General features: G+C 27.9%; 24 protein-coding genes. 5 read left to right on the top strand and 19 right to left on the bottom strand.

Features of this window, described 5'->3' with window-relative positions; all coding sequences use genetic code 11:
• Nucleotides 1-19 precede the first annotated feature (19 nt).
• From JJC01_07580 to nadA, 5 genes are all read right to left on the bottom strand, one after another.
• Nucleotides 20-205, bottom strand: a complete 186-nt coding sequence (locus JJC01_07580) for a hypothetical protein (protein ID UDN60145.1) — start codon at nucleotides 203-205, stop codon at nucleotides 20-22.
• Nucleotides 206-364: 159 nt separating this feature from the next.
• Entirely contained in the window at nucleotides 365-697 is a 333-nt protein-coding gene (locus JJC01_07575) for a DsrE family protein (GenBank protein UDN59706.1), read from the bottom strand.
• Nucleotides 698-1,002: 305 nt separating this feature from the next.
• A complete protein-coding gene (gene nadC / locus JJC01_07570) occupies nucleotides 1,003-1,839 on the bottom strand; it encodes a carboxylating nicotinate-nucleotide diphosphorylase (protein ID UDN59705.1) in 837 nt (278 codons plus the stop codon).
• Entirely contained in the window at nucleotides 1,820-3,121 is a 1,302-nt protein-coding gene (locus JJC01_07565) for an L-aspartate oxidase (protein UDN59704.1), read from the bottom strand. The genes nadC and JJC01_07565 overlap by 20 nt, the downstream gene beginning before the upstream one ends.
• 12 nt (nucleotides 3,122-3,133) lie before the next feature.
• Complete coding sequence (gene nadA / locus JJC01_07560; protein ID UDN59703.1) at nucleotides 3,134-4,048, bottom strand: quinolinate synthase NadA; 915 nt, start codon at nucleotides 4,046-4,048, stop codon at nucleotides 3,134-3,136.
• Nucleotides 4,049-4,467: 419 nt separating this feature from the next.
• Here nadA and JJC01_07555 point away from each other — a divergent pair, with 419 nt between their 5' ends.
• The 3 genes from JJC01_07555 to JJC01_07545 all read left to right on the top strand — a co-directional run bounded on the left by JJC01_07555 (nucleotide 4,468) and on the right by JJC01_07545 (nucleotide 6,949).
• Nucleotides 4,468-5,925, top strand: coding sequence for a carbon starvation protein A (locus JJC01_07555; protein UDN59702.1), 1,458 nt, complete (start codon nucleotides 4,468-4,470; stop codon nucleotides 5,923-5,925).
• Nucleotides 5,926-6,150: 225 nt separating this feature from the next.
• Nucleotides 6,151-6,579 carry a hypothetical protein gene (locus JJC01_07550; protein ID UDN59701.1) on the top strand — a complete coding sequence of 143 codons (429 nt, stop codon included), beginning with the start codon at nucleotides 6,151-6,153 and terminating at the stop codon, nucleotides 6,577-6,579.
• Nucleotides 6,580-6,640: 61 nt separating this feature from the next.
• Nucleotides 6,641-6,949: a DUF1540 domain-containing protein gene (locus JJC01_07545; GenBank protein UDN59700.1), complete on the top strand. Its 309-nt coding sequence runs from the start codon at nucleotides 6,641-6,643 to the stop codon at nucleotides 6,947-6,949.
• Between the two features lie 142 nt (nucleotides 6,950-7,091).
• Here the strand turns inward: JJC01_07545 and JJC01_07540 are convergent, their stop codons facing one another.
• The 11 genes from JJC01_07540 to JJC01_07490 form a co-directional block, all read right to left on the bottom strand.
• The gene (locus tag JJC01_07540; GenBank protein ID UDN59699.1) at nucleotides 7,092-8,114 is read right to left on the bottom strand and encodes an AI-2E family transporter; all 1,023 of its coding nucleotides are present in this window, start codon (nucleotides 8,112-8,114) and stop codon (nucleotides 7,092-7,094) included.
• Between the two features lie 170 nt (nucleotides 8,115-8,284).
• Nucleotides 8,285-8,791 (bottom strand): NUDIX domain-containing protein, encoded by a 507-nt coding sequence (locus JJC01_07535; GenBank protein ID UDN59698.1) that lies wholly within the window; start codon nucleotides 8,789-8,791, stop codon nucleotides 8,285-8,287.
• Between the two features lie 60 nt (nucleotides 8,792-8,851).
• Complete coding sequence (locus JJC01_07530; GenBank protein UDN59697.1) at nucleotides 8,852-9,553, bottom strand: hypothetical protein; 702 nt, start codon at nucleotides 9,551-9,553, stop codon at nucleotides 8,852-8,854.
• Nucleotides 9,554-9,769: 216 nt separating this feature from the next.
• Complete coding sequence (buk, locus tag JJC01_07525; protein UDN59696.1) at nucleotides 9,770-10,840, bottom strand: butyrate kinase; 1,071 nt, start codon at nucleotides 10,838-10,840, stop codon at nucleotides 9,770-9,772.
• Nucleotides 10,841-10,893: 53 nt separating this feature from the next.
• Complete coding sequence (locus tag JJC01_07520; protein UDN59695.1) at nucleotides 10,894-11,469, bottom strand: indolepyruvate oxidoreductase subunit beta; 576 nt, start codon at nucleotides 11,467-11,469, stop codon at nucleotides 10,894-10,896.
• A 1-nt stretch (nucleotide 11,470) separates the two neighbouring features.
• Nucleotides 11,471-13,258, bottom strand: coding sequence for an indolepyruvate ferredoxin oxidoreductase subunit alpha (gene iorA / locus JJC01_07515; protein ID UDN59694.1), 1,788 nt, complete (start codon nucleotides 13,256-13,258; stop codon nucleotides 11,471-11,473).
• 60 nt (nucleotides 13,259-13,318) lie between these two features.
• Nucleotides 13,319-14,578 (bottom strand): aminotransferase class I/II-fold pyridoxal phosphate-dependent enzyme, encoded by a 1,260-nt coding sequence (locus JJC01_07510; protein UDN59693.1) that lies wholly within the window; start codon nucleotides 14,576-14,578, stop codon nucleotides 13,319-13,321.
• A 260-nt stretch (nucleotides 14,579-14,838) separates the two neighbouring features.
• A complete protein-coding gene (locus JJC01_07505; GenBank protein UDN59692.1) occupies nucleotides 14,839-16,839 on the bottom strand; it encodes a sigma 54-interacting transcriptional regulator in 2,001 nt (666 codons plus the stop codon).
• Nucleotides 16,840-16,851: 12 nt separating this feature from the next.
• On the bottom strand, nucleotides 16,852-18,735 hold the full coding sequence (locus tag JJC01_07500; GenBank protein UDN59691.1) for a GGDEF domain-containing protein: 1,884 nt from the start codon (nucleotides 18,733-18,735) through the stop codon (nucleotides 16,852-16,854).
• A gap of 26 nt (nucleotides 18,736-18,761) precedes the next feature.
• Complete coding sequence (locus JJC01_07495) at nucleotides 18,762-20,603, bottom strand: GGDEF domain-containing protein (protein UDN59690.1); 1,842 nt, start codon at nucleotides 20,601-20,603, stop codon at nucleotides 18,762-18,764.
• 130 nt (nucleotides 20,604-20,733) lie between these two features.
• Nucleotides 20,734-21,153 (bottom strand): DUF3785 domain-containing protein, encoded by a 420-nt coding sequence (locus tag JJC01_07490; GenBank protein ID UDN59689.1) that lies wholly within the window; start codon nucleotides 21,151-21,153, stop codon nucleotides 20,734-20,736.
• Nucleotides 21,154-21,478: 325 nt separating this feature from the next.
• Here JJC01_07490 and JJC01_07485 point away from each other — a divergent pair, with 325 nt between their 5' ends.
• Together JJC01_07485 and JJC01_07480 are read left to right on the top strand one after the other, a co-directional pair.
• Nucleotides 21,479-21,661, top strand: coding sequence for a hypothetical protein (locus JJC01_07485; protein ID UDN59688.1), 183 nt, complete (start codon nucleotides 21,479-21,481; stop codon nucleotides 21,659-21,661).
• A 332-nt stretch (nucleotides 21,662-21,993) separates the two neighbouring features.
• Nucleotides 21,994-23,010, top strand: coding sequence for an alpha-hydroxy-acid oxidizing protein (locus tag JJC01_07480; GenBank protein ID UDN59687.1), 1,017 nt, complete (start codon nucleotides 21,994-21,996; stop codon nucleotides 23,008-23,010).
• A gap of 187 nt (nucleotides 23,011-23,197) precedes the next feature.
• On the opposite strand, the gene JJC01_07475 is transcribed toward JJC01_07480, so the two are convergent.
• From JJC01_07475 to JJC01_07465, 3 genes are all read right to left on the bottom strand, one after another.
• Nucleotides 23,198-23,719: a peptidoglycan-binding protein gene (locus JJC01_07475; protein UDN60144.1), complete on the bottom strand. Its 522-nt coding sequence runs from the start codon at nucleotides 23,717-23,719 to the stop codon at nucleotides 23,198-23,200.
• A gap of 137 nt (nucleotides 23,720-23,856) precedes the next feature.
• Nucleotides 23,857-24,897 carry a protease gene (locus JJC01_07470; protein UDN59686.1) on the bottom strand — a complete coding sequence of 347 codons (1,041 nt, stop codon included), beginning with the start codon at nucleotides 24,895-24,897 and terminating at the stop codon, nucleotides 23,857-23,859.
• Nucleotides 24,890-25,264 (bottom strand): BlaI/MecI/CopY family transcriptional regulator, encoded by a 375-nt coding sequence (locus tag JJC01_07465; GenBank protein ID UDN59685.1) that lies wholly within the window; start codon nucleotides 25,262-25,264, stop codon nucleotides 24,890-24,892. Before JJC01_07465 ends, JJC01_07470 begins: the two co-directional genes overlap by 8 nt.
• Between the last annotated feature and the right edge of the window lie 342 nt (nucleotides 25,265-25,606).

Below are 25,606 nucleotides of genomic sequence, written 5' to 3'. Positions count from 1 at the left end.
GCTCCTAATTTTTAAACTTTTAACTATTATTTATAGCTTCTACTATTGCCTTTTCAATGGTATCTTTGTTTAATCTATCATACTTCTTTTTTTGGTTTATTATTAAGGTTCCTTTTGTTATGATTCCATACTTCTTGACATATGAGAAATCTTTACCTGCTTGGTAAAGTTTTACTTCTAACTTGTTAGTATACTTCTCAGAAATTTTTTTTATAAACACTCCATGCTCATCACAAGATGGTCAAGTATTTATGAATTCAACTAAAATTTTAGACATTTGTTCATCCCCTACTCTAAACAATTTATCTTTTACTTAAAATAATCCACAGAAAAATTTTTTCTATGGATTGTATTCCGCAAGATTTTATAATGTTATAACTTGGTCTACACCTGCACCACCTAAACAAGCATATAAATTTGGGAAACATCCAATTGTAGCTCCATCGACCAAATTATCCTCTATCCCTCTTTCTATAGCACACTGGTCACAAGCCATTATTATCATATCTGTCTTTTCATGCAATTTACTTAATCTTTCTCCCACTGGGTTACCTTTAGACAAAAATAAGGTATTATCCATAAAGAAAAACATACCTAGGACATCTACTCCATGAGTTCCTTGTTCTAATTGTGGTATTATCATTTTGTCTAGAATTTTATGTGAGTTAGTACTACTAAAAATATAAGCTACTTTCATTTTTATTCCCCCTATACTTTTTATCTAAATTTTATACAAAATTTTACATATGTAATTATATTATAAGTTTATTCGTATTTATCTGTAAAATAGATAATAACAATATTATCCAATAGAAATATAGTGTTTTTCTATATTTATTCAATTATTTTTTGATTATTTCATCATTTTGGTTAACTTTAATAAATAAAAAATAGATTACTTAAATTTATCTAGCTTATTTAAGTAATCTATTTTAATTATTTATCACATTATTAAATTAAATCTGTTCAATACTTTTTTATTAAATTTATTTTAGTCCTGTCTTATATATTTCTTAAGTTTTTCATACTTATATCAAGTGCTTTCACTGAGTGTGTAAGCGCTCCCACAGAGACAACATCAACACCAATTTTTCCTATAGATTCTATTGTATCTAAATTTACATTTCCAGAAAACTCTACAACTGCTCTCCCATTTATCATTTCTATAGCCTTTTTTGCTGTCTCCAAATTCATATTATCTAACATTATTATATCTGCTTTAGCTTCTATAGCTTCTTTTACCATTTCTAGAGTTTCCACTTCTACCTCTATTTTTCTGACAAAAGATGTGTTTTTTCTAGCTAATTCAACTGCGTTTTTGACGCCACCTGCAGCTCCAATATGATTATCTTTAAGTAATATTCCATCAGATAAATTAAATCTATGATTGCATCCTCCACCTACTTTTACAGAATATTTGTCTAAAATTCTAAGATTAGGTATTGTTTTTCTACTATCCAATAGTTTAGTATTTGTACCTTCAAGTTTTTCCACATACATACTTGTAGCAGTAGCTATTCCGCTCATTCTTTGTAAATAATTTAACGCTACACGTTCTCCCACAAGTAAGTTTCTAGTATTTCCAGTTAATACAGCTATCTTTTCTGCATTATTTACCCTATCGCCATCATTTTTATACAACTCTACCTCTACATCTCCAAGTATTTCAAAAACCCTTTTAAACACACCTAAACCCGCTATTATACCATCTTGTTTACAAATTAAATCTACAGTAGACTTAGAATCTTCATCTACAATAGAATTAGTTGTTATATCCTCACTTGGAACATCTTCTATTAAAGCATCTTGTATCATTTTATCAATAATCAAATAATTCATCGCCAAAATCCTCACTTGTTCTTTCTATTTCTTTTATAACTAATATTTTATTCTCTTCCTTTATTTTTTCTACATCCACCTCTATATTTGCTACTTCTATAAACTTCACTTCTATACTACCTATAACTGAGTTTATATTTTTAGCTGCTCTTTTTGAAAATACAAGACCTTCAAGTAGTGAATTACTTGCTAGTCGATTAGCTCCATGAACACCTGTACAACTAATTTCACCCACTGCATATAGGTTCTCCATAGATGTTTTTGAATCTAAATCAACATGTATCCCTCCCATAAAATAATGTTGTGCAGGAGATACTTTTATATATTCTTTGGTTATATCTGTTCCTCTATTTAAACATTCATTGTATATAAAAGAAAATCTATTGATTAAATATTCACTATCTAAGTGTGTTGCATCTAAATATACATAAGGCAAATCATCTTTTTCCATTTGTTCAAAAATAGCTTTTGAAACTACATCTCTTGGAAGAAGTTCATCTACAAATCTTTTTTTGTTTTTGTTTAAAAGTTTAGCCCCTTCTCCTCTCAAAGATTCAGATATAAGCATCCTTCTACCTTCACTATTTTCTTCATAGAAAGCTGTTGGGTGTATTTGAATATATTCTAAATTTTCTATTTTAATATTATTTCTTAATGCTATAGCAATTCCATCTCCTGTAAGGTGTCTTTGATTCGTAGAATTTTTAAAAAGTCCACCAATTCCACCTGTAGCTAAAACTACTACCTTTGAAAAGATATGAATTTCTTTTTGAGACTTAAAAATTCTAGCTCCTATACACTTATTACCATCTTTTAATATATCTAAAAGATAAGCATCTTCTATAAGAGTTATATTTTCCCTAGTTTTAGCTTCTTTTAATAGAGTCTTAAAAACAACTTCTCCTGTATTATCTTTGCTATGAACTATTCTATTTACGCTATGAGCTCCCTCTCTTGTATAGTCTATCTCTCCATTTTCTTTGTCTAAAGGCATACCATAGTCTACTATTTGACCTACATTTTCTATAGATTCATCTGCAAGAACTTTGACTGCTTCAACCCTATTTTTATACTGACCAGCCTTCATTGTATCTTCTACAAAAGATTCTATATCATCAATATTTCTAGCAGTTGAAATTCCTCCTTGTGCAAGATATGTATTGTTGTTTTCAATTGTAGATTTTGATACTACTAACACATTTAAATTTTTATCCAAATTTAATGCACAATATAGTCCCGAAACACCACTTCCAATTATTAAAACATCCTGTTCTAAATTCATAAGTCTATCCCTCTATCCTTCTGCTAATCTGTGCATATTAAGCAGTGAATTTAAAGCCTTTTCCATAATTTCATCTTCTACAATAACTTCGTTTTCCATATTTTTAAGAGTACTATACAAATTCTCTAATGTTGTTTTTTTCATATCTGTACATAGTATTCTTCCACCAGGAATATAAAAATTTTTATTAGGATTGTTTTTCTTTAATTCATGTAAGATACCCTCTTCAGTTGCTATTATAAAATCTGTATTTTTGCTGTTAGTAGCATATTTTATTATTCCTGATGTACTACCTACATAATCACCTAAGTCTCTTATTTCTTTTTTACATTCTGGATGTACCAATACTTCTGCATCTTTATACTTTTCTTTTAATTCAATTATTTCTGCAACTTTTATATTGTTGTGATATTTACAATATCCATCCCAAAATATAAATTCTTTATTAGGGAATTTTTCTGCAATATATCCTCCTAGGTTCTTGTCTGGGAGGAATATAATTTCTTTATTATCTATGTTTTCTAATATTTTAATTGCACTAGATGATGTAACTGAAACATCACAATGTGCTTTAACTTTAGCTGTAGAGTTTATATAACATACAACCAAAGCATTTGGATACTGTTGTTTTAGTTTTATCACGCCTTCTTCATCTACCATATCTGCCATAGCACATCCAGCGTTACTTACTGGCATCAATACAGTTTTTTCAGGTGATAATATCTTAGCACTTTCTCCCATAAATCTCACACCACAAAATACAACCACTTCTTCTTTACAATCTCTAGCAATTTCACTTAAGTAATACGAATCTCCAACTGCATCTGCTAATTCTTGTATTTCTGGTGGTTGATAAAAATGAGCAAGTATTATTGCATTTTTTTCTTTCTTTAGCTCTTTGATTTGATATGTTAAATCTTTATCCATAATTGCACCGCTTTCTATATGTACTAGTGTATATACACCTGTAAATTCATTATATCACTTGACTATTTTTTCTTCAAGAATTTTAGACCTCTTAATATTGTTAAGATATAGACACTTACACTATCAATTAATTTATCATTTTTTTACCTCTATTTAAATTATTTTTTTTGTATTTTTTAATTTTTTGTAGAATATTATCAGAATATTTTTTATATTCTTTCTTGTTATAATATTGAATTTTTTTCCAAATACCTGTATACTAAGTGCATGATTATGTATATGTATTTATTTCTGAAATTATATTAGTTTTAATACTTTATAGAATTTGTAAGTGTTTTAAGTATAAAATCTTATAAAAACTTACACATTCAGACAATATGTATACAGAATCCAAAAAAATTTATAAATGGGGTGATGTTATGACAACATTCTTAATTGGTTTGGCTATTTTACTAATAGGAGGTGCTTTATACGGCGCTTATTGTGAAAAAGTATTTGGCCCAGATGACAGAAAAACACCTGCACTTGCTCAGAGTGATGGAGTAGACTATGTTCCAATGAAAAAATGGAAAAATAGTCTTATTGAGTTGCTTAATATAGCTGGTACAGGACCGATTTTAGGACCTATACAAGGTATTTTATTTGGTCCAATTGCGTTTATACTAATTCCTATTGGTTGTGTATTAGGAGGAGCTTTACATGACTATATGAGTGGAATGATTAGTATAAGAGAAAAAGGAGCACAGATGCCTTCTCTTATCAGCAGATTTTTAGGTAATAAGGTCTTTCAAGTTTATAATATCTTCCTTTGCTTATTAATGCTTTTGGTTGGTGCAGTTTTTATTTATACACCTGGAGATTTGGTAGTTACTCAAATTCTAAATATGAAATCAACTATCAATAATCCAGTCGTTTGGATAGTTTATGGAATCATCTTTGTATATTATTTATGTGCAACACTATTTCCAATTGATAAAATAATAGGAAAAATATATCCAATATTTGGAGCCATTCTACTTTTATCTGCTGCTGGTGTTGGAATTGGAATATTTACACAGGGTTATGACTTAGCCAATTTAAGCCTAGCAAATTGGAAAGGTATCCATCCTAATGGAATTCCTCTTATCCCTACATTCTTTGTTACAGTTGCTTGTGGTATTGTTTCTGGATTCCACTCAACTCAAGCTACTCTTATAGCAAGATCAGTTTCAAATGAAAAAGAAGGTAGAAGCACTTTTTATAATATGATGATTTTGGAAGGTTTAATTGCCATGATTTGGGCGGCAGCTGCTATGGGTATTTACAATAAAGGAATACCTAGTGAATTAATAGGTTCTCCTGATGTAATAGGTTTAGTTGCTAGAGACTTACTTGGTTCTGTTGGTGGTATTATAGCTATAATAGGTGTTATTGTTTTACCAATAACTTCTGGAGATACAGCTTTAAGATCTTTAAGATTAATGCTTGCAGATTATTTCCATTATGACCAAAAAGAAAAGAAACATCGTGTTATATTATCAATCTGTATATTTATTCCTGTTATAGCCATCCTTATATTTGCAAAACTTAGCACTTCTGGATTTAATATATTATGGAGATATTTCTCTTGGAGTAACCAAACTATTGCTATATTCGCCTTTGCTATGATTACAGTTTATCTTATAATAAAAGAAAAAAATTATATCATAAGCTTAATCCCAGGTATGTTTTATTCTTTTGTAATTTCTAGTTATATATTCAATGCTCAAATTGGATTTAACTTAAGTATAAATATATCATATATTTTAGCTACCATTTTTACTGTTTTGTATGCTGTTTTAACTGTATACTATGGCAGAAAACTAAAAAGCAAAACGGATACAAATCTAGCTAGCTAAATATAAATATTATTAGATTTTTATTAAAACTTTTAATTTTAAATAACTCAATAAAAAGAGGCTGTCTCAAAATAGAGATTAGCCTCTTTCTTATTAAATACATTAATAAATAAACAGCCACCTTTTATTGGAATATTTATCCTATATATTTAATATAAATAAATAAAAGATTTAAAATAATCTACATTGTTTATATACTCAAAATAATTTTTTGGAGGAATACTTATGAATAATAAATTACATGAACTAGAAAAAAATTTACCAGAAACATCTTGTTCTTTTTGTACACACCTTTCATTGAAGGGGCCTAGCCTAGATTACAGATATGATATTAAATGTGTTATTTCAGATACCAAACCTGATTTTAGAGGATGTTGTGAATATTTTGAGCCAGAATATACAGACTTAAATACAGGAGATTTAGACAATCTATACATAAACTTTCTTGAGACATGCCTTAAGGTAAACTATAATGATTATATTAATTCTATGTACTGGAAGTTGTTTAGAGAAAGAACTTTACTAGAGAACAACTTTAAATGTTCTATATGTGGTTCAACTGAAAATATTGATGTGTATCATATTAATAAAAATTTAGGAAGAGAAACTTCTGAAGATATAATTGTTAAATGTAAGAAATGTAATTGTAAATAAGTGTATAAAATTCAAATAACTTCACATAATAAGTTTAAATAAAAAACTTAGGAGGTTATTTATGAAAAATAATAATTTAAATTGTGATGCTACTAACTGTGCTTATAATACTAGTGGATATTGTTATGCTGGTAGCATAAAAGTAGATGGAATGCAAGCAACTACTACAGGAAATACTTACTGTGCTTCTTTTGAAGACAAATATACATCTGGTATAACTAGTCGTTCTAATGACACTAACCAAGTTGATACAGATAATATTCATTGTGAAGCTGTAAAATGTAAATACAACAAGAATGAACTTTGCAAGGCTGAAAAAGTTCATATAAACTCAGGAAATGCAAGCTGTGAAACTTTTGAAATGAAATAATTTCATTGATACTTAACTATTTAGTATTTATAAAAAATAAAATGGAACCTATAAAACAGATACCTTTTAAAAGATATCTATTATAGGTTCTTTTTTACAATTAAAGCATTATGTATTAGGAAGTAAATGTAATTATAAGTTATCATCTTGAACTAAATTTTACACCAAATATATCCATAAGAAACATAAATATTGGAACTCCAATTAATAATCCCCATACACCTAAATAATGCTCTCCTACAAGTAAAATAATGAAAACAAAACAAACTGGAAGTTTTGTTCTATTTGACATCAACTTAGGATTTAATATATATGTTTCCACTGCATGCACTATACAAATCATGGCCAAAACGCCAAATACTTTTGCTATTCCTCCTATATTAAGGGCTATTACTGTTAATGGAATTAGAGACACTATAACTCCAGCTACTGGAATAAGACCCAAAACAAAAATCATAAGCCCTAAAGCCCATATTTGAGGAAAACCCATAAATCCTAAAAAAATCATAGAAACAATAGAATTTATAAATGCAATCATTACTTGTACTTTCATTACATCACCAAAATTTTTCACAAAACTTTTTCCAAAAAATACAAGAGAATTATAGATGAAAGAAATTTTACTTTCTGCAAGTTTATTTCCAAATTTTTTAATATCATTTTTTTCAAGTAAAAGCAGTAAACTAAGTAAAAAAGCTAGTAATATATTTATCCCAAAACTTCCAACTTTAGTTGCTGCTGATGCTATTAACAATCCTGCCTGTGAAATATATTTATTAAAATCCAACTTTGAAACAATAGGATAAATCTTTGGCCCTAAAGATTGAGCAAATTGATTTACATCAAAATTACTTAAAATCCTGCTTAACTCTGTAAGTTGAACTATAATTATTGGCACAACTGCATAACTAATTAGTACTAATAATATAGCAAATAACGAATATAATACTATAATTATTAATGAATCAGGAACATAGAAAGAAAATAATTTCCTAATTCTTTTTCTTATGGAAACTAATAAATTATAAAAAACAAAAGTCATTATAAATGTTAAAAGCACCATATTTAACATATACCAAAATGTAATTAAAATAATCACTACCACAGATATAGAAACAATCTTATATTTTGAACTATCGGGTGTCAATTCTTTATTATTCTCCACAGCGTAATCCTCCCCAGATTTTTACTACTTAACAATCAAACTTATTACTCTAATTCTAAAATCTAATTAGGAGAACATTAAAAATAATGCATTAATTCTTCCTAATACAACATTAAATTTTAGAGAAGATAATTTTAGATAATACATACTTATATCTAATTCTGCCTACATTATATATTTAAATCATTATTATCTATATCAGATAGTAAATCATATATCTCTGGATATTCAAAAAATAAGCCCTTTTTTAATAATTGTCTTATTTCACCTGTACTTACCCATTTTATATCACTTACTTCTTCTTTTTGTAAAATTGCATTTGATACATCATACTCTTTTTTAACTAAATATACATCCCATAAAGTATCTCCATGAATCATACTTCTAAAAATCTTTATCTCATCTTTGGATATATCAATTCCTATTTCTTCCTTAGCCTCACGAATTGCACCATCTAAACTTTCTTCTCCAGAAACAATACATCCAGTTGTCATCCCCCATATATTTGGCAGTGTCTTTTTATTTTCAGACCTTTTCTGAATTAAAACCTGAAAATTACTATTTACAATCCACACTTCAACTGCTAAATGATAATATCCTTCTTCAATAGAATTATCTCGCTCTATAACATTTCCTGTTTTAATTCCATCAGCATTATACAAATCCCATAATTCCACTTTCAAATCTCCTTACTTTCCTTATAAAGTTAACTAAAATATAGATACATTTTAGTATAATTAATTTTGTTCATTTTTTATTACAATGCTTGATTTACATTTATGTTCATCATTTTTCTTTTCTTTCCACTCTTTTATATCATCTATAATGAATCTATGTTTAAGAGATTTTGTATCAAATTTAAACATTCTAAACACTATTTGTAATACATACCCTAAACCTAAAGCACTTACAAGTGTACCAATTCCTACAGAACCACCTAATAACCAACCAGCAACGAGTGCTAATATTTCAAGAACTGTTCTAACAAGACGTACAGACCTATTAGTTTTTTTCTGAAGAGCAATCATAAGACCATCTCTTGGCCCACTTCCAAGGCAAACTCCTAAATACAAAAAACTAGCTATAGCAGCTAAGATGATTCCTATAACAACCATTAATACTCCTATATAAGTATTACTTGCATGAGGTATCACACCTGAAAATATTACTAAATCAATGAAAATTCCTATAAATGTCATATTTAGCAATGTACCCCATCCTATATTTTCACCAAAAACTGCATCCAATATAACGATTATAACACCTACCAATATGGACGCCTGACCTATAGTTATACCTAATTTTATAGATAAACCTTGATGAAGCACATCCCAAGGCATAAGACCAACATGTGCATTAACCATAAGCACAGAAGAAATTGCAAATATAAAAAAACCTGAAAACAACCTTATCATACTTTTTAAATTAATTTTTCCCATTAAAAATCACTCCTCATAATAATAATAACAATAAATACCAATAAAATATATATATAAGTACAAAGTTTTACAAAATTTTTCATCATTTTAATATAGAATTTCAATCATAAAAAAAGTGGCAATCCATATTTTACACGTCTTCACCTATATTCTAAGCTTTAGTGTAAAAATAGATATACCACTTTTCTAATATTTAAACATTTTTAGTTAATTTAATTAATTTTCACTATAAATTCTAGCTTCTTCTTCTCCATTTAGCACTCTAAGAGTTCCAAAAGCAAGTGATTCTAACTCATTTTCTCCTGCCATAATTTCTACTGGCGCTATAAATTCAACTCTCTTTTTAACCATTGAAGTAAACATTTCAGAATATGCAATTCCACCTGTTATAATTATAGCATCAACTTTTCCATCTACTACAGTTGCTAATTCTCCAATTCCTTTTGCCAATTGATATGCCATTGCCTCATAAATAATTTTGGCTTCTTCATTTCCTTCTGCTATCATCTTTTCAACTTCTCTAGCATCTACAGTATTTAAATATGAAACTATACCACCTTTACCTCTTATCTTTTTAGTCATTTCTCTTTCTGAGCATTGACCTGAATAACAAGCAGCTACTAATTTTGTAGCAGGAACTCTTCCTGATCTTTCTGGTGAAAATGGCCCTTCATCATCAGATAACATATCAACCATTCTTCCTTTTTCATGAAGATAAATACTTACTCCTCCACCAATATGAGCTACTATTAAGTTTAAACTCTTGTAATCTTTACCTCTATCTTTAGCATATTTTAAAGCCATTGCTCTAGTATTTAGTGCATGCCCTGCACTTGATCTATCCATTCCACAAAGCCCAGATACTCTTGCTATATCTATAAGTTCGTCTACTGCAACAGAATCATAGATATATGAATTTATTCCAAGTGGTTCTGATATTGCATGTGCAACAACTGCTCCTAAATTTGAAGCATGCTCAAGTACTGGTCTATGTTTAAGTACATCAATCATTTCTTCATTTACTAAATATGCCCCTGATTTTACTGGTGGTAAAACTCCACCTCTTCCAACTATTGCACTAAGAGATTTTAAATCTATATTGTTTTTTTCAAGAATACTTAAAACTGCCTCTTTACGCATTTCAAATTGGTCTTGAATTGTATTATATTTTGCAATCTCCTCTGCTGGATGGTCTATCGTCTTCACAAAAATTTGTTCTTCTCCATCATATACTCCTATTTTTGTAGAAGTAGAACCTGGATTTATGGCTAATATTCTATAAGTCATACTTTTCTTCCTTTCGCATTAATTTCTATAGTTTATCTTATATATATTATAAACTATTTGCCAACCATTTCCATACCTTCATGGAAAGCTTTTATATTTAACTCGACAAATTTTGGTTTAACATTTTCACTTATAATTTTTTCCCAGTCAATAGACTCTAGTTCCATAGATTTAACTAGACATCCTAATAAAATAACATTCATTATCTTTGCATTTCCTAATTCTTCAGCTTTATCTGCTGCATTTATCACTTTTGCATTTAATCTATTTAATTCTGCATCTATATCATTTTCTTGATATTCAGCTCCTCCGATTAAAACAGTCATAGAGTCTATTCTATGATTATTTACTAAAGCTTTTCCTTCTGGCTTTAGATAATTAAACCATCTTAAAGCCTCCATCTTTTCAAAAGATACTAAAATGTCTGCTCCTCCAATTTCTATAACTGGAGAATGAACACAATCTCCATATCTAACTTGTGAAGAAACTGAACCTCCTCTTTGGCTCATACCATGTATCTCACTCATTTTTACATCATATCCAGCTTCCATCAATCCCATAGTTAATAATTTACTAGCAAGTATAGTTCCTTGACCTCCTACACCTACCAAAAGTATACTCTTAGTCATATTATTTTTCCTCCTTAACTATTGCTTGTTTTGGACAAACTTGTGAACATACTCCACATCCTACACACTGATTTCTATCTATATTTGATAATTTATTTTCTTTATCAAATGATAGTGCTGGACATCCAGTTTTTAAGCATAATTTACATCCTATACACTTATCATGGTCAACCTTACACTTAGTTTTAAATGGATTATTAAACTCTTCTATATCTTCTTTAGAGAATTTTTTAAGTACGCATGGCCATCTTGTGATTATTACAGATGGTTCATCTTCTATAGCCAAAGCCCAATCTAATGCTTCATTTACTTCTTTTAGATTATTAGGGTCTATAACTCTTACATGTTCTATTCCACAAGCTTTGACTAATCCTTCTATGTCAACATCTTTAGTTTTATCACCTTGTAAAGTATATCCTGAACCTGGATTTTCTTGATGTCCTGTCATTCCAGTTATTCTATTGTCTAATATTACTGATATAGAATTACCTCTATTGTAAACTACATCTAAAAGACCATTTATTCCTGTATGGAAGAAAGTTGAATCTCCAAGTACACCTACTAATCTCTTTTCATTTCCTTCTTTCATGTTAAGAACTTTTTGAGCACCATGTGCAGTTCCAAAGGCAGAACCCATACAAACAACATAATCTATTCCATTATATGGAGGAGCAAATCCAAGAGTATAACATCCTATATCTCCACCAACTATTAAATTTTTTCTCTTTCCAAGTTCATAGAAGAATCCTCTATGTGGACATCCTGCACAGAAACTTGGTGGTCTTGGTGTTACTAATTCAGTTTTATATTCTATAGTGTCATTTGTTTTTCCAAATATAGCTTTTCTTAAAACATCTGGTGTCATTTCTCCATATGGAGGTATTACATCTTTTCCAATACAATCTATTCCATACGCTTTTATTTGTTCTTCTATAAATGGGTCGTTTTCTTCTATTACATATATTTTATCTACTTTGTCTGCAAATTCTTTTATTTTTTCATAAGGTAATGGATTTGTAAATCCTAACTTCATATATGATGCATTTTTTTCAAATACTTCTTTAGCAAAATTACAACACATACCTGAAGCTATAACACCTATTTTTGTATCATTTATTTCATAGTAGTTTAAGTCAGTTTCATTTGAGAATTTTTTAAGAGTTTCCATTCTCTCTTCAACAACGCCTCTTCTTATTTGAGCATTTGCTGGAACAGTAACCATTTTTTTAGCATTTTTCACATACTCTTTAATTTCAACTTCTTCTCTATCATAACACTCTACTAAACCTTTTGAGTGACAGAGTCTTGTTGTAACTCTATATAAAACTGGTGTATCATATTTTTCACTTACTTCAAAAGCTTCTTTTATCATATCTTTAGCTTCTTGGCTAGTTGATGGTTCAAATAAAGGTATCTTTGCAAACTTTGCATACATTCTATTGTCTTGTTCATTTTGAGATGAATGCATTCCCGGTTCATCTGCAGTAATAAGTACCATACCACCATTTACGCCTGTATATGCATAAGTAAATATTGGATCCGCTGCAACATTTACACCAACATGTTTCATAGAAGCCATAGTTCTTGCTCCTGCAATTGAACCCCCTATAGCAGCCTCAAGTGCTACCTTTTCGTTTGGAGCCCATTCTGCAACTATTGCATCTTTATATGTTGCTAAATTTTCTAGTATTTCTGTACTTGGAGTACCTGGATATGCAGATGCATATTTAACACCAGCCTCATAGGCTCCACGTGCAATTGCCTCATTACCTGTCATCAATTGTTTCATATAAAATTCCCTCCATCTACAATTATTAAATTCATAGTCCACCCAATTTGTTCAATGAAATTAATTATTTATTTTTACTTCTAAACTTTCAAGTGCTTCTTTTATAATACTTGGTGCTTTCTTACATTTTTCTTCTGAAACTGCACAAACTGCAAATCTTAATCCCATCTTCAATGGAATTGCAAATACATTGTGTTTAGTTAATTCTTCACATACTTCTCTTGGATTATCACATGGTATACTTACAAAGAAACCTGCTATATATGGAAGAATTTCTAATCCTACTCTTTCAGCTTCTTTTACAAATACATCTGCTCTTCTAGTCAGCATTTTTTTGTATACTTCTTTTTCCTCCTCATATTCTTTGAATTTTTTAGGGTCATTTACAATATTAGATAGAACTGCCATAGCACTTCTATTGCAATTTGACCAGTTTGCTCTACATGAATGAACACATGAATAATGGAACTCTTCTGCTACATCTTCACTTGAAGATATACAAATTATAGCTCCCATTCTCATTCCATAAGCTGTAAATCCTTTTGACATACTAAAACCAACTAATATAAGAACGTTTTCAGGCAAGTTGGAAAATTTCTTAAAGAATTTTCTACATACATCATCATCACCTGCAAAGTCAATATATGCTGAATCTACGAAAAATATTATCTTTTTGTCTTTATCTTGTGCAACTTCTTTTGATAAGTCTAATATTTTATCCCACTCATCATCTGCAACACTATATCCTGTTGGATTGTGAGCTGGTGTATTTATAATTGTAAAAACTCTTCCTTGTTTTTCTGCTATATTCACAAAATTTTCTTTGAATGAATCAAAATTAAATTTTCTATTTTCATCAAACAATTGGTAGTTTACTACTTTTCTATTAGCTTCTTCAGCTATACTAACATATGGACTCCAAAACCAATCAGATGTTAAAACTTCGTCACCTTCATTTGTATAATTCCATACAGCTAGTTTTATTGCACCACTTCCTCCTGGTGAAGCTAATACTCTTATATGTCCTTCTGGTAAGTAATCTCTAAAAAATACTTTTTTAACTGCTTCTAAGTAGTCTGGCTGACCTTCAAGGGCTGCATATGCACCTATATCACAGTTATCTAATGCTTTATATTCATCATATACAGTTTTCATTGTTATTAATTTTCCTGAGTCATCCATTAGAGCGCCTATTGTTGCATTTATTACATTATCCATACCTAAAGCTTTTTCTGCTGCTTGAGCTCTTCCAGATAAGCTAAATATAACATCATTTTCTTTTGGCCACATTGCATGCTTACCAACCATACTTTGACTCATACCATCACCCCTAAAATTGTATTTACTCTCACATTTATATTAAGCAATTAGCATGCCAACAAATTTAACTTTATGTAAAACTACTTTTGTTTAGAATTCTGATTTTTTTCACTACTAAAATTAAGTGTTTAAGTTATTTTTCTTACAAATCTATGTGCTTGTCTGAAAAAATAAAATTCTACAAAAAAATAATGTTAATTTTTCTTAACATTCGTTTTGAAAAATTAACATCACTTCAAAATAATTTATATGTAATTATGTCAAATATTTTTATTATACTTTTTCCATAGAGATGTTCTACTTATTCCAAGAACTTGTGCAACTTCATTTTTGGAAAGCCCCTGAGCAAAAAGCATGCTTATTATTTTTTCTTCAACATACTTATTTACTTCTTTTATATCTATACTTACCTTACCATCATTTATCTTACTTATATCTATGACTTTATCTGTAGTTTCCATACTTGCTGTTGTTTCAACATTAAATTCTTCTACACTAGAACTAGGTACTACTTCTTTAGCCTTAAAGTTTTGCTCTTTTCTTAATTTAATTTTCCCTGTCACAACATACTTTTGAGCTATTGTTTTTAGCTCTCTAACATTTCCAGGCCAACTATAATTATATAGCGCATTTATCTCATCCTTAGTTAGAGCAAAATTTTCATCTATACTGTTTATTCCATGTAAACCATCATCCTTTAAAACTTCATTTACAAAATTATTAAACAATGGTATTATATCTTCTCTTCTATCTCTTAAAGGAGGGATATTTATCTCTAAACTACTTAATCTATAGAATAAGTCAGCTCTAAATGTACCCATAACTATTTTTTCTGTTAAAGATTCATTGGTAGCTGCTATGATTCTAATATCCAAAGGTATTATGTAGTCAGAGCCAATTCTCATTATTTGTCGCTCCTCTATTACTCTTAATAGTTTTGTCTGAATATTAAATGAGAGACTGTTTATTTCATCAAGAAAAAGAGTTCCTCCATGAGCAAGTTCAAATAACCCTCTTTTTCCACCTTTCCTAGCACCTGTAAATGCACCTTCTTCATATCCAAAAAGCTCACTTTCAAGCAAATTTTCTGCTATAGTAGCACAGTTTATAGCCACAAAAGGCCTGTCTTTTCTTTTGCTTATATTATGTATACTATGGGCTATAATTTCTTTACCAGACCCACTTTCTCCATAAAGTAGCGTTGTGTAATCACTTTTCCCAATTTTTTTAGCTTCTTCAATAAATTCCTTTGTTAATTTATCTTTAAATAAAAAATCATCAAAAGTATATCTAGCATATAGACCTTTTTGATTTAAATCAAACCTTATTTTTCTTTCTAAATTTTGTAGCTTAGTTATATCTTGTATTATTCCTAAAACTCCATAAGTGCTATCATCTACTTTTATTAATGTTGTTCTAGTATTAACAATCAAGTTGTTTATATTTCTTATCTTTCTATCTTCTACATCATCTTTCTCATGTAGACAATCTAATAGCCATCCCATTTTTGGAAATATATCTAGAATATATTTATTAAGCGCACATTTTCTTTCTACTTTAAGCATGTTTTTTGCACTTTCATTGTACAAAATTATACTTCCATTACTATCTATAGCAATTACTCCATCTTTTATACCATCTAATATATTTCTTAATACTTCATTATTAAATTTTTCCTCGCCTAATGTATCTAATAATTTCTTACAATACTCAACAGCTTCTCTTATAGATTCGTCACTGGCAGTTGCAAATACACTATCAATACCATATTGTCTCGCAAAAGAACACGCTAGACCTCCACCAACTATTACAACTTCATCTTTTTGGTCTATATACTTTACAACCTTACTTCTTATTTCGTATTTAGATTCAAACCATTCTTCAGTTATTTCAGTACTTATGACATTTCTCCAACCAACATAATCAAAAGAAACTTCATTATCTCCAAGTATTAATACTACTTTTTTAGAATATCGCTTTGCCATTTCTATTGCTCTTAGAAGGTCGGTTGATTTCATATTCATGGGTATTACAGGTACACTTACTGTGTCTATTACTAAACTATAACCTCCTCCTCTGCCGATTATAGCTTGAGCACCTTTCTCAACAAGTATACGTCCTTGATTTTCCATTAAATCAAGATTAAGTATGTCGATTATTATAGTTCCATTTTCTACATCTTCTCTATATAATTCTTCTATTCTTTCTTTTAATTCAATATCAGAGGCTATAATTCCTATCTTCTTTTGCAATAAAATCACCTCAATTTTAAATTATAGTATATACTGATTTCTACCTGCTTTTTTTGATTTATATAGGTTTTTGTCTGCATCTTCAATTAATATCTCGACATCTTTTCTACTACGACATCTTTTTATACTTACTCCAGCACTTATAGTCACATAGTTTTCTACTTTAGAGTATATATGTTCAATTCCTTCAAATTCAAGAAGTTTAAAAACTCTTTTAATATATATTTCTATCTTATCAATCTCTTCAACATTTATTGATTTTATAGAATCTACTAATATTAAGATTTCCTCTCCTCCATATCTAATTATGTGTTTAGTAATATCTATAAATACATTTTTTATAATGTCAGTTACTTTAATTATAACTTTATCTCCTGCTGGATGACCATAGTTATCATTATAGCTTTTAAAATAATCTATATCAATCAATATTGCCATCATATTTTTATCTATATCTTCATTGAATAAATTCAATTGTTGTTCTAAGTATCTTCTATTATATAGTCGAGTTAGTCCATCAGTTAGAATATCATTTTCCAATTTCTTATTATTATCTACAAGTAATCTTAAACTTTCTTGTTTTTGTCTTAATTCATATTGTTTATGAATACCTTGTGATGTTTTATAAGAATTGTTTTTTTCCCACTTATCTGAATACCAATCCATACTTTTATAATATTCAATCGCTAGTTTGAACTCTTTTTTCAATTCATATCCTTTTGCTATTAGACCATAAAATATAGACAATTTTTTAGGATTTAATGAACTTTTTTTAACTAAGTTTAAACCTTTCAAATAATATCTTATTCCTTCATCTACATTGTTAAATTTTATATATAAATCTCCATATAACTTATAAATATAATCTAATTTAGAATTATATATAAAAACATCTCCAAAACTTTTATATATGTTTTTTGATAAAATCAAATATGCATTTACTCTTTCAAAATTACAAGTATCTTTCTTTAACTCTATTTCGGCTGAATATAAAAATATGAATGAGTACAAATAATCTTTATATACGCCTTCAACAACATCCATCAGTTCTATAGTTTTTTCTAAAACAACTTCTGCTTCTTTATTCATATCTTCTTTTAAATATGCCCATATAAGGTCTATTTTTATTGCTACTCTTTCAGTTGAACATACTGAATTATTATTATGTGCAACATCTAGTGCATTTTTTATATACTTTATGGCTTCTCTGTTATTCCCACTTTCTAGATAACAGAGGCTTATTATACATTTGCAAAAAGCTTCTATAGAATATAGATTATTTTCCTGGGCTAATCTTAGACATTCAATCAAATACTCCATACTTTTTATAAAGTTGTTAAATAAGTATAGATATACCCTACCAAATATATAATTTGCTCTACTTACAAGAACTTTATTTTTTAATTTTTTAAAAAAGGATACTTCCTCTACTAATAGTACTACTTCAGATTTAGTTTTATATAGTGCACTTATTTCTACACATAAACTCATATTAAACAAAACCAATAATTCATTCAAACGTTGTTGTTTTATAATTTTTTTGGCTAAAAAATAAAAATGATTTGCTTTATCGTATTTTTTTATAGAAATAGCAGATAGAGTAAGATAAATATAAATCTTAGATATTATATCTGCATCATCTTTTAGTGATAATTGTTTAATATCTTTTAGTGAAACTATCAAATAATTATACGATGCTTCTCTATCTTTTTTTACATAGTTTATTAGACTAATTAAATATAAAATATAGACTCTATCTTTAGCATCTATTTTTGTATTTAAAAGGTCTTTGTGATAATCCAAGATGTAGTTTAAATCGGTCAAATTCAGATAGAACTTAGTCAACATATCATATTCTATCTTTTTTATATTTCTCTTTAAATCTTCTATTAAACTCCCTTTCAAGTAAATCACCAATCCTATTTCAAGAGTTAAAAATTCTTAAAATCATAATAATGCAAACATCTATTTCTTCCAGTTTGTTTTGCTTTGTATAAGGCTTTATCCGCATTTTCAATTATTTCACTTATATCTATACTACTATTTTTACAAGTATCAATACCAATACTAATCGTCAAATCATCATTTAAGAATTTTTTTACAACCTTACATAACTTTTTTCCAAATACTTTGCTTTTTCTATAATCTTTGCATATAGACAATATTAAAAATTCCTCTCCTCCATACCTTATAACAGACATGTCCTCTTTTAAATATTTTTTTATTATCATAGTTATATTTTTAAGAGCAATATCTCCATTATAATGACCATGAGTGTCATTGTATTCCTTAAAATAATCTACATCTATCATAAATGCAGAACTGTACTCACTAATCTCTTGTTTTTCTAAGAAATTATTTAAATATGCTCTATTATAAGCATTTGTCAAAGGGTCGATGTATTTTTTCTTATCTAAATCGAGTTTTATTTTTTTCATATTATTTATTTCTTTTTCGATATGCTCATGTCTATAATTTAAGGAGTCTATATAATTTCTATTCCTAGCTTTCATATACATCTGTTTTAACTCATAGTACATTTTAAAGTATCTCATACTCATTTCATAATCTTGTATCTTCTCAAAACACATGTGTATAGTTTTATATGCTTCTTTCACATAATTATAATTTTTAGCTTCTTTAGCCTTTTCAAGAAGTTTTTTGCTTGTAATCAAGGACTTTTCATAATCTTCAAATATATAATATATATTAATCTGATGATAAATCACTTCTAAATCATATATTATATACTCTTCTACATTATTTATGTTATTTAATAAACTTTTAGCCCGATTTAAATAACAAGTTGATTTCTCAAATGATTTTTCATTACTTTCTGCATAGTACATAGCTAGATTTATACATAAGTCTAATTTTTCTACTTCTTTTAAATCTTGATTCTTAAATTTTTCCAAATATACTTCAGATTTTGCTAAATTATTTATAGCACCTGAATAGTCTTTAGTTTTTATTAATAATTTAGTTATGTTATTTGATGCTCTATACTTTTGAATCATATTTACGTTTGTATATTTCTTATTCTTTATTACTTCATTAAAGTATCCTCTTGCTCCTTCATAATTTTCAAAGGAACATTCACATTCCCCTAGCTTTATATCGCATAGTGAGCATACTTCTATATCTTTTGATAACTCTGCATATTTTCTTGCTTTTAAGAAATTCATTTTAGCAATTAATGCATCATCTAAAAACAAAAAATATATCTTACCAATTATAAAAAAATATATTTTTTTACAATTAAAATCATTAGTTTCTTTTACTTTTATATATAAGTCTTCTATTTCCTTAATTATTATAGAAGAATCAATACATTTACTTGCTTTAATATAAATCAATTGAGATTCAAAGATAATTTCTTCCACTAAAAAATTGCTCCCCTTACAAATAAGATTAAATTTATCTATATATAGATCTGCTCTATTTACATCTTCATTCTTTAAACTTAAAATGGCTATTTGTGAATAAAATCGTGCTAAAAACACATAATCTTTAGGTAAGTATTGTTCAATATATTTACAGGAAATCAAAATATACTTTTTCATTTTTTCACTAAATCCTTGAATACCATACAGTAAAGCTAGCAAAAAATTTAATTTTAATAACATTAAACTACTTTGTTCAGTTTTGTAGGAATTAATTGAATTGTTAATTTCATCAATTCTTTTTTCAAAAAAGTTATCATTATTTAATAGTTTTTCATTCAAGGTCAGCTTAAACATTGAATCTAAAATTATACTATCTATATCTTCCAAATATTTATTATATATTGTAACCCACCTCCGACTTTCATTATCTCACAAATTTAGTAATTTTCCATACTATTTTTAAAAAAAGTCGGTGTCTTAATTTAGAAATTTCTCCTAAATTAAGACATAAATTACACTAAACTATACAATTTTCTATTTGAATTATATAATCTTGACAATTTTCGCAAATTATCACACTTACAATGTAACTATTATCAACTTTATTTGCTCTTGATAATTTATTAAAAGACATCCCTTTATAATCACTAGATATATTACTTATTACATATTTTCCATCCTTACTAAAAATATAAAAATGATATTCTAAAAACGGAAAGAATTTTTTCTTTTCTTTTACACCCTCCAAGCATAATGGGCATGCTTCTTGATAGTATTCTATATCAAAATCAACATCTTCTGATTCATTAAGTATCTCAATTATTTTTGGAATGCTTATTCCTTGAATTGGACTTTCCTCATCATTTATTAAAGCACTGCAATTATCTTCTTTTAATAAATATTCCTTGTCTTCATATATAAACTTGTACAAACTCATATTATATCCTCCTAATAATTATTAATCTCCCAAGTTATTCTACCACTTAAACATTCTTAATAAAAGTAATTGTTATATAATTTTATAATATTTCTTATTAAGTAAGTTATATACATATATTGTATACATATAATTTACTTAATTATCTTAAAACCCAACTTTACGTTTTGAACATCCAGTTTTTCAAAACCTATTGTCAAAATTCACTTTACCTATTAATATAAGTATATGAATACAGAGATTGAATATAGATGTAACACACTTAACTATTTTATAAGATACGATTTAGTATCAAATTTTATATATTGTATAGGGGGAGATACAGATGTATAAAGATAAAAGTGATGAATGTATACACTTAATGACTGCATATATTGATAGCATAAGTGGATATTATTCATTTATAGACACACAATTAGATGACTTTATGGTGAGGTATGGTGAAAACATTGTTGATTCAAATTTACATAGCATAATGATGTTGCTTTGTAAATGGGGATTAGCCTAACATTTCGAGCAACTTTTTTGTATATTGTATTCTATATTATTTATTCATTGATAAAAAAGAAATTGACATAAATTTAAAGGCTATATATAGATTAAAAAAATCTATATATAGCCTTTTTGAATTTTAATAAATATCCTATATATATACTATATCAACAAAAACAATTTAAGTTTATTTATCTAATATGCTATAATTTACTTACCTACAATAATAAAAATATCTAATATGTATTACTCAGTTTAACTAATCACAATATCATCTCTTCATTTACAATTAAGATATTTTCAATATAGTAATACTCAATTTTAATATAATGAAAAGGAGAATTTGATATGAACTATAATGAATTATTAGAATCTGCTAGAGATAACTTTAATGGAAAATGTAAAGTCTGTAAGATTTGTAATGGATTAGCTTGTGCTGGAAATGTTCCTGGCATGGGAGGAAAAGGAAGTGGCTCTTCTTTTATAGAAAATAGAAGAAGCTTGGAAAGAGTAAAAATAAATATGAGAGTAATACATAATGTTTCAAATCCAGATACTACTATCGAGTTATTTGGTAAAAAAATGAGTGCTCCTATATTTGCTGCACCTGTATCAGGTACTATGTTAAATATGGGTGGTAAGATTTCTGAAAAAGAATACATAGAACCTGTTGTTAGAGGTTGCTCTAACTCTGGAATCTATGCCATGGTTGGAGATACCAATGTAGATACTTTTTTATTGGATAATTTAGACGTTTTAAAAGATAATGCTGGAGATGGAATTGTATTTATAAAGCCTTGGAAAAATTCAAAGATAATAGAAAAAATTAGATTATCTGAAGAGGCTGGTGCTTTTGCAGTTGGTGTAGACCTTGATGCTTGTGGATTAATTAATAATCAGCTTCAAGAAAATCCTTTTTCACCTAAGACAGTTGAAGAGATTAGAGAGTTGGTTGAAGCGACTAAATTGCCTTTTATAATAAAAGGGATTATGACTGTGGATGATGCTTTGATGGCTGTAGAGTCTGGAGCTAGTGCTATTGTTGTTTCAAATCATGGTGGACGAGTTCTTGATTATACTCCTGGTACTTGTGAGGTGCTTCCAGATATAGCTAAGGCTGTAAAAGGAAAGATAACTATACTTGCTGATGGTGGTGTTAGAACTGGTGTTGATGTGGTTAAGATGTTAGGTTTGGGTGCTGATGCTGTTTTGATGGGAAGATCTTTTGTTACTGCTTCTTTTGGTGGAGGTCTTGATGGTGTTGAGTTTTTTATAGATAAGGTTAGGAATGAGTTATGTGAAACTATGATTTTGACTGGTTGTCAAGAGGTTAAGGATATTGATGGTATGGTTATATGGAAGTGATTGTAACATACACAAAACAACTTATAAATAAGACCTTAATTTATACTTGTTTTCTATCCAAAAACTTAAAAATAGTTTTTAGGTAGAATATATAATATTGTGTCTATATAAAAGAGAGTATTTCTTATTGCATGATTTCTAGAAAATCATCTTAGAACACTCTCTTTTATGTAGAAATTATTTCTTATTAAAGAGCATACCCTGCTGCTTCCCAAGTACTTTTTCCAACAATACCATCTTTTGCTACACCTAGTCTGCCTTGCAATGATTTTACAGCATTATATGTATTAGTACCAAATTGTCCATCAGCCTTGATGCCAGCACCATTGATTTGATTACATAAAATCTGTGCTAGATGGACTGGATTACCTGATGTAGTATGATTATATCCTACAATAGATGATGAAGCTGCTATATCTACTCTATAACTTCTACTTCCTGTAACCAAGAAGTATGTTTTTTTAAATTCAATAAAAAATGATTCTCTTGTAGCACCACTATATTCATCCAAATTATACATATTTATAACCTTATCTGGAATAAATATTTTGTGATTTTTATCTGGTACTATATTTAATTCTTTACAACTTTTTTCATATTCATCTTTTGCAAATTCTGGTGCATTCTCATAAGTAAATTCATAGCCTGTTATAGTAAATGAACTTATAGTCTCTTCTCCATCAGATACAGACATAGTAGATTTTTCCATTGCATTTACATCTGCAAATACAATACTAGTAGGTACTAAAATTAAACAACTTACAAGTAATATAACTTTTTTAATTTTTTTCAATGCAAAACTCCTCCTCAAATAATTATATTTATTTTTATCACATATAGTCATCTTTACTCTACATAAAGATTATTTGAAACTACACCCTCATCCTTAAGATCTGCTCCTGTTTTTTCTAAAATACCTATATTTCTTAAAGAATTTGAGTTATCAAAACTAATACTTTCAAAATCAAAATATGTAACTGAAAATAATATAAACAAAATTAATGATATCATTATACCACTTTTGCCTTTCTTTCTAACAATACTCTCAAGTCTCTTTTCTAAATTTGTCTTATTAAATTCTGTAGTTAAAATCCCACTTTGATAATTTTTACTTAACTTAATTGACTTTATAAGTGCTAATGCATATTCTTTCTTCTCTTTTAAAGAACAATCATTCAAGACACTTTCATCACAACACAATTCACAATCTATATTTACTTTATTACTCATTATATAAACAAGTGGATTAAACCAATATATTATTTTCACAAATAACACTGCAAACTTTATTAAAAGATCTTTGTTTTTAAAATGCATCAATTCATGTCTTAAAATCCAATTTAACTCATCCTTGCTATAAGGATAATCTGGTAAAAATATGTACGATTTAAATAATCCCATACCTGCTGGACTTATCAGTTCATCAGAACCTCTTAATTCAATTTTCTTTTTTATATTTAACTCTTTCAGTAAATCTTTATAAAGACAGTTAATATCATCATCTTCTATATCATAAGATACATCGACAACAAGATTTTTAAATTTTATATACTTTACAAAAGTATATACTGCAATAACTATAGCTACAAATATCCATAAACAAGCTAAATACAACATAAAATTATTATCTGTAGGAACAGTGATTTCTGTAATATTATTTCCTACTACATTATTACTTTTTGATTCTTTTACTTCATACACTATTGTATAATTAAAAAGAAAAAGCAACATTCTAAAGACTATTACTAACCAAATATAATAATTGAACTTTTTACTAAAATTCTTAAATAAATATCTTTTCAAAAATAATAATAGACAAATACCAAGACTACATACAATAGTTGTCTGTATAAGATTTTCAAAAACTTGTATCATATAACTATTCATCCTTTAAATTATCAAAGTAATTTTCTAGAAAATCCAGCTTATTTTTATCTATAGCTTCATCCTCATGTAAAGCTGAAATTAAACTTACCAAAGAATCATTATGTATATTACTTAGGAAATCCTTTGTCTCAAAGTTTAAGTATTCCTGTTGCTTAACCACTATTGTGTAATGTGTATATCTATCTATTTTTTGAGCATATAAGAATTCTTTTTTTACTAGTCTTGATAAAAGTGTCAGTGTTGTAGTTTGTTTCCATCCATATTCTTGCTCCATTGCTTCAATAACATCTTTTGATGTCACTGTAGCATCTACTCTCCAAATAAATTTCATTACTTTCAGTTCTGCTTGTGGTATTTTTTTTATCATGATTTACACCTCCCCCAAAACTCTTTCTAACATAATTCTACAACAAGAGAATTTTTTAGTCAAATACTTTATGAAAAAATTGTGAATTTTTACATTTTATGTTAATTTTCTAATCTTTTTTAAAATATTATAAGTTAGATTTAATAATATAATTCATTAAATTTTTTATTATATTATTAATAACGACAATATATTAATATTTTTTATCTTGAGTAGTATCTAATTATGAATATTCTTTTTTACACATAAAGAACATTATAATACTTTTTGGGGAAATAAACTAGACTAATCTTTAAATCACTTTTGATATTAAATTTTTATGTATATTTTTTAAAAAGCTTT

This window comes from Clostridioides sp. ES-S-0010-02 (assembly GCA_020641055.1).
Taxonomy (GTDB): Bacteria; Bacillota; Clostridia; order Peptostreptococcales; family Peptostreptococcaceae; genus Clostridioides.
This window is presented reverse-complemented; position numbering and strand designations above follow the sequence as displayed.

Coding starts and splice junctions, on each gene's coding strand:
- JJC01_07575 (UDN59706.1), bottom strand. CDS start 697: ATGAAAGTAGCTTATATTTTTAGTAGTACTAACTCACATAAAATTCTA.
- nadC (UDN59705.1), bottom strand. CDS start 1,839: ATGAATTATTTGATTATTGATAAAATGATACAAGATGCTTTAATAGAA.
- JJC01_07565 (UDN59704.1), bottom strand. CDS start 3,121: ATGAATTTAGAACAGGATGTTTTAATAATTGGAAGTGGTGTTTCGGGA.
- nadA (UDN59703.1), bottom strand. CDS start 4,048: ATGGATAAAGATTTAACATATCAAATCAAAGAGCTAAAGAAAGAAAAA.
- JJC01_07555 (UDN59702.1), top strand. CDS start 4,468: ATGACAACATTCTTAATTGGTTTGGCTATTTTACTAATAGGAGGTGCT.
- JJC01_07550 (UDN59701.1), top strand. CDS start 6,151: ATGAATAATAAATTACATGAACTAGAAAAAAATTTACCAGAAACATCT.
- JJC01_07545 (UDN59700.1), top strand. CDS start 6,641: ATGAAAAATAATAATTTAAATTGTGATGCTACTAACTGTGCTTATAAT.
- JJC01_07530 (UDN59697.1), bottom strand. CDS start 9,553: ATGGGAAAAATTAATTTAAAAAGTATGATAAGGTTGTTTTCAGGTTTT.
- buk (UDN59696.1), bottom strand. CDS start 10,840: ATGACTTATAGAATATTAGCCATAAATCCAGGTTCTACTTCTACAAAA.
- JJC01_07520 (UDN59695.1), bottom strand. CDS start 11,469: ATGACTAAGAGTATACTTTTGGTAGGTGTAGGAGGTCAAGGAACTATA.
- iorA (UDN59694.1), bottom strand. CDS start 13,258: ATGAAACAATTGATGACAGGTAATGAGGCAATTGCACGTGGAGCCTAT.
- JJC01_07510 (UDN59693.1), bottom strand. CDS start 14,578: ATGAGTCAAAGTATGGTTGGTAAGCATGCAATGTGGCCAAAAGAAAAT.
- JJC01_07490 (UDN59689.1), bottom strand. CDS start 21,153: ATGAGTTTGTACAAGTTTATATATGAAGACAAGGAATATTTATTAAAA.
- JJC01_07485 (UDN59688.1), top strand. CDS start 21,479: ATGTATAAAGATAAAAGTGATGAATGTATACACTTAATGACTGCATAT.
- JJC01_07480 (UDN59687.1), top strand. CDS start 21,994: ATGAACTATAATGAATTATTAGAATCTGCTAGAGATAACTTTAATGGA.
- JJC01_07475 (UDN60144.1), bottom strand. CDS start 23,719: ATGGAAAAATCTACTATGTCTGTATCTGATGGAGAAGAGACTATAAGT.
- JJC01_07470 (UDN59686.1), bottom strand. CDS start 24,897: ATGAATAGTTATATGATACAAGTTTTTGAAAATCTTATACAGACAACT.
- JJC01_07465 (UDN59685.1), bottom strand. CDS start 25,264: ATGATAAAAAAAATACCACAAGCAGAACTGAAAGTAATGAAATTTATT.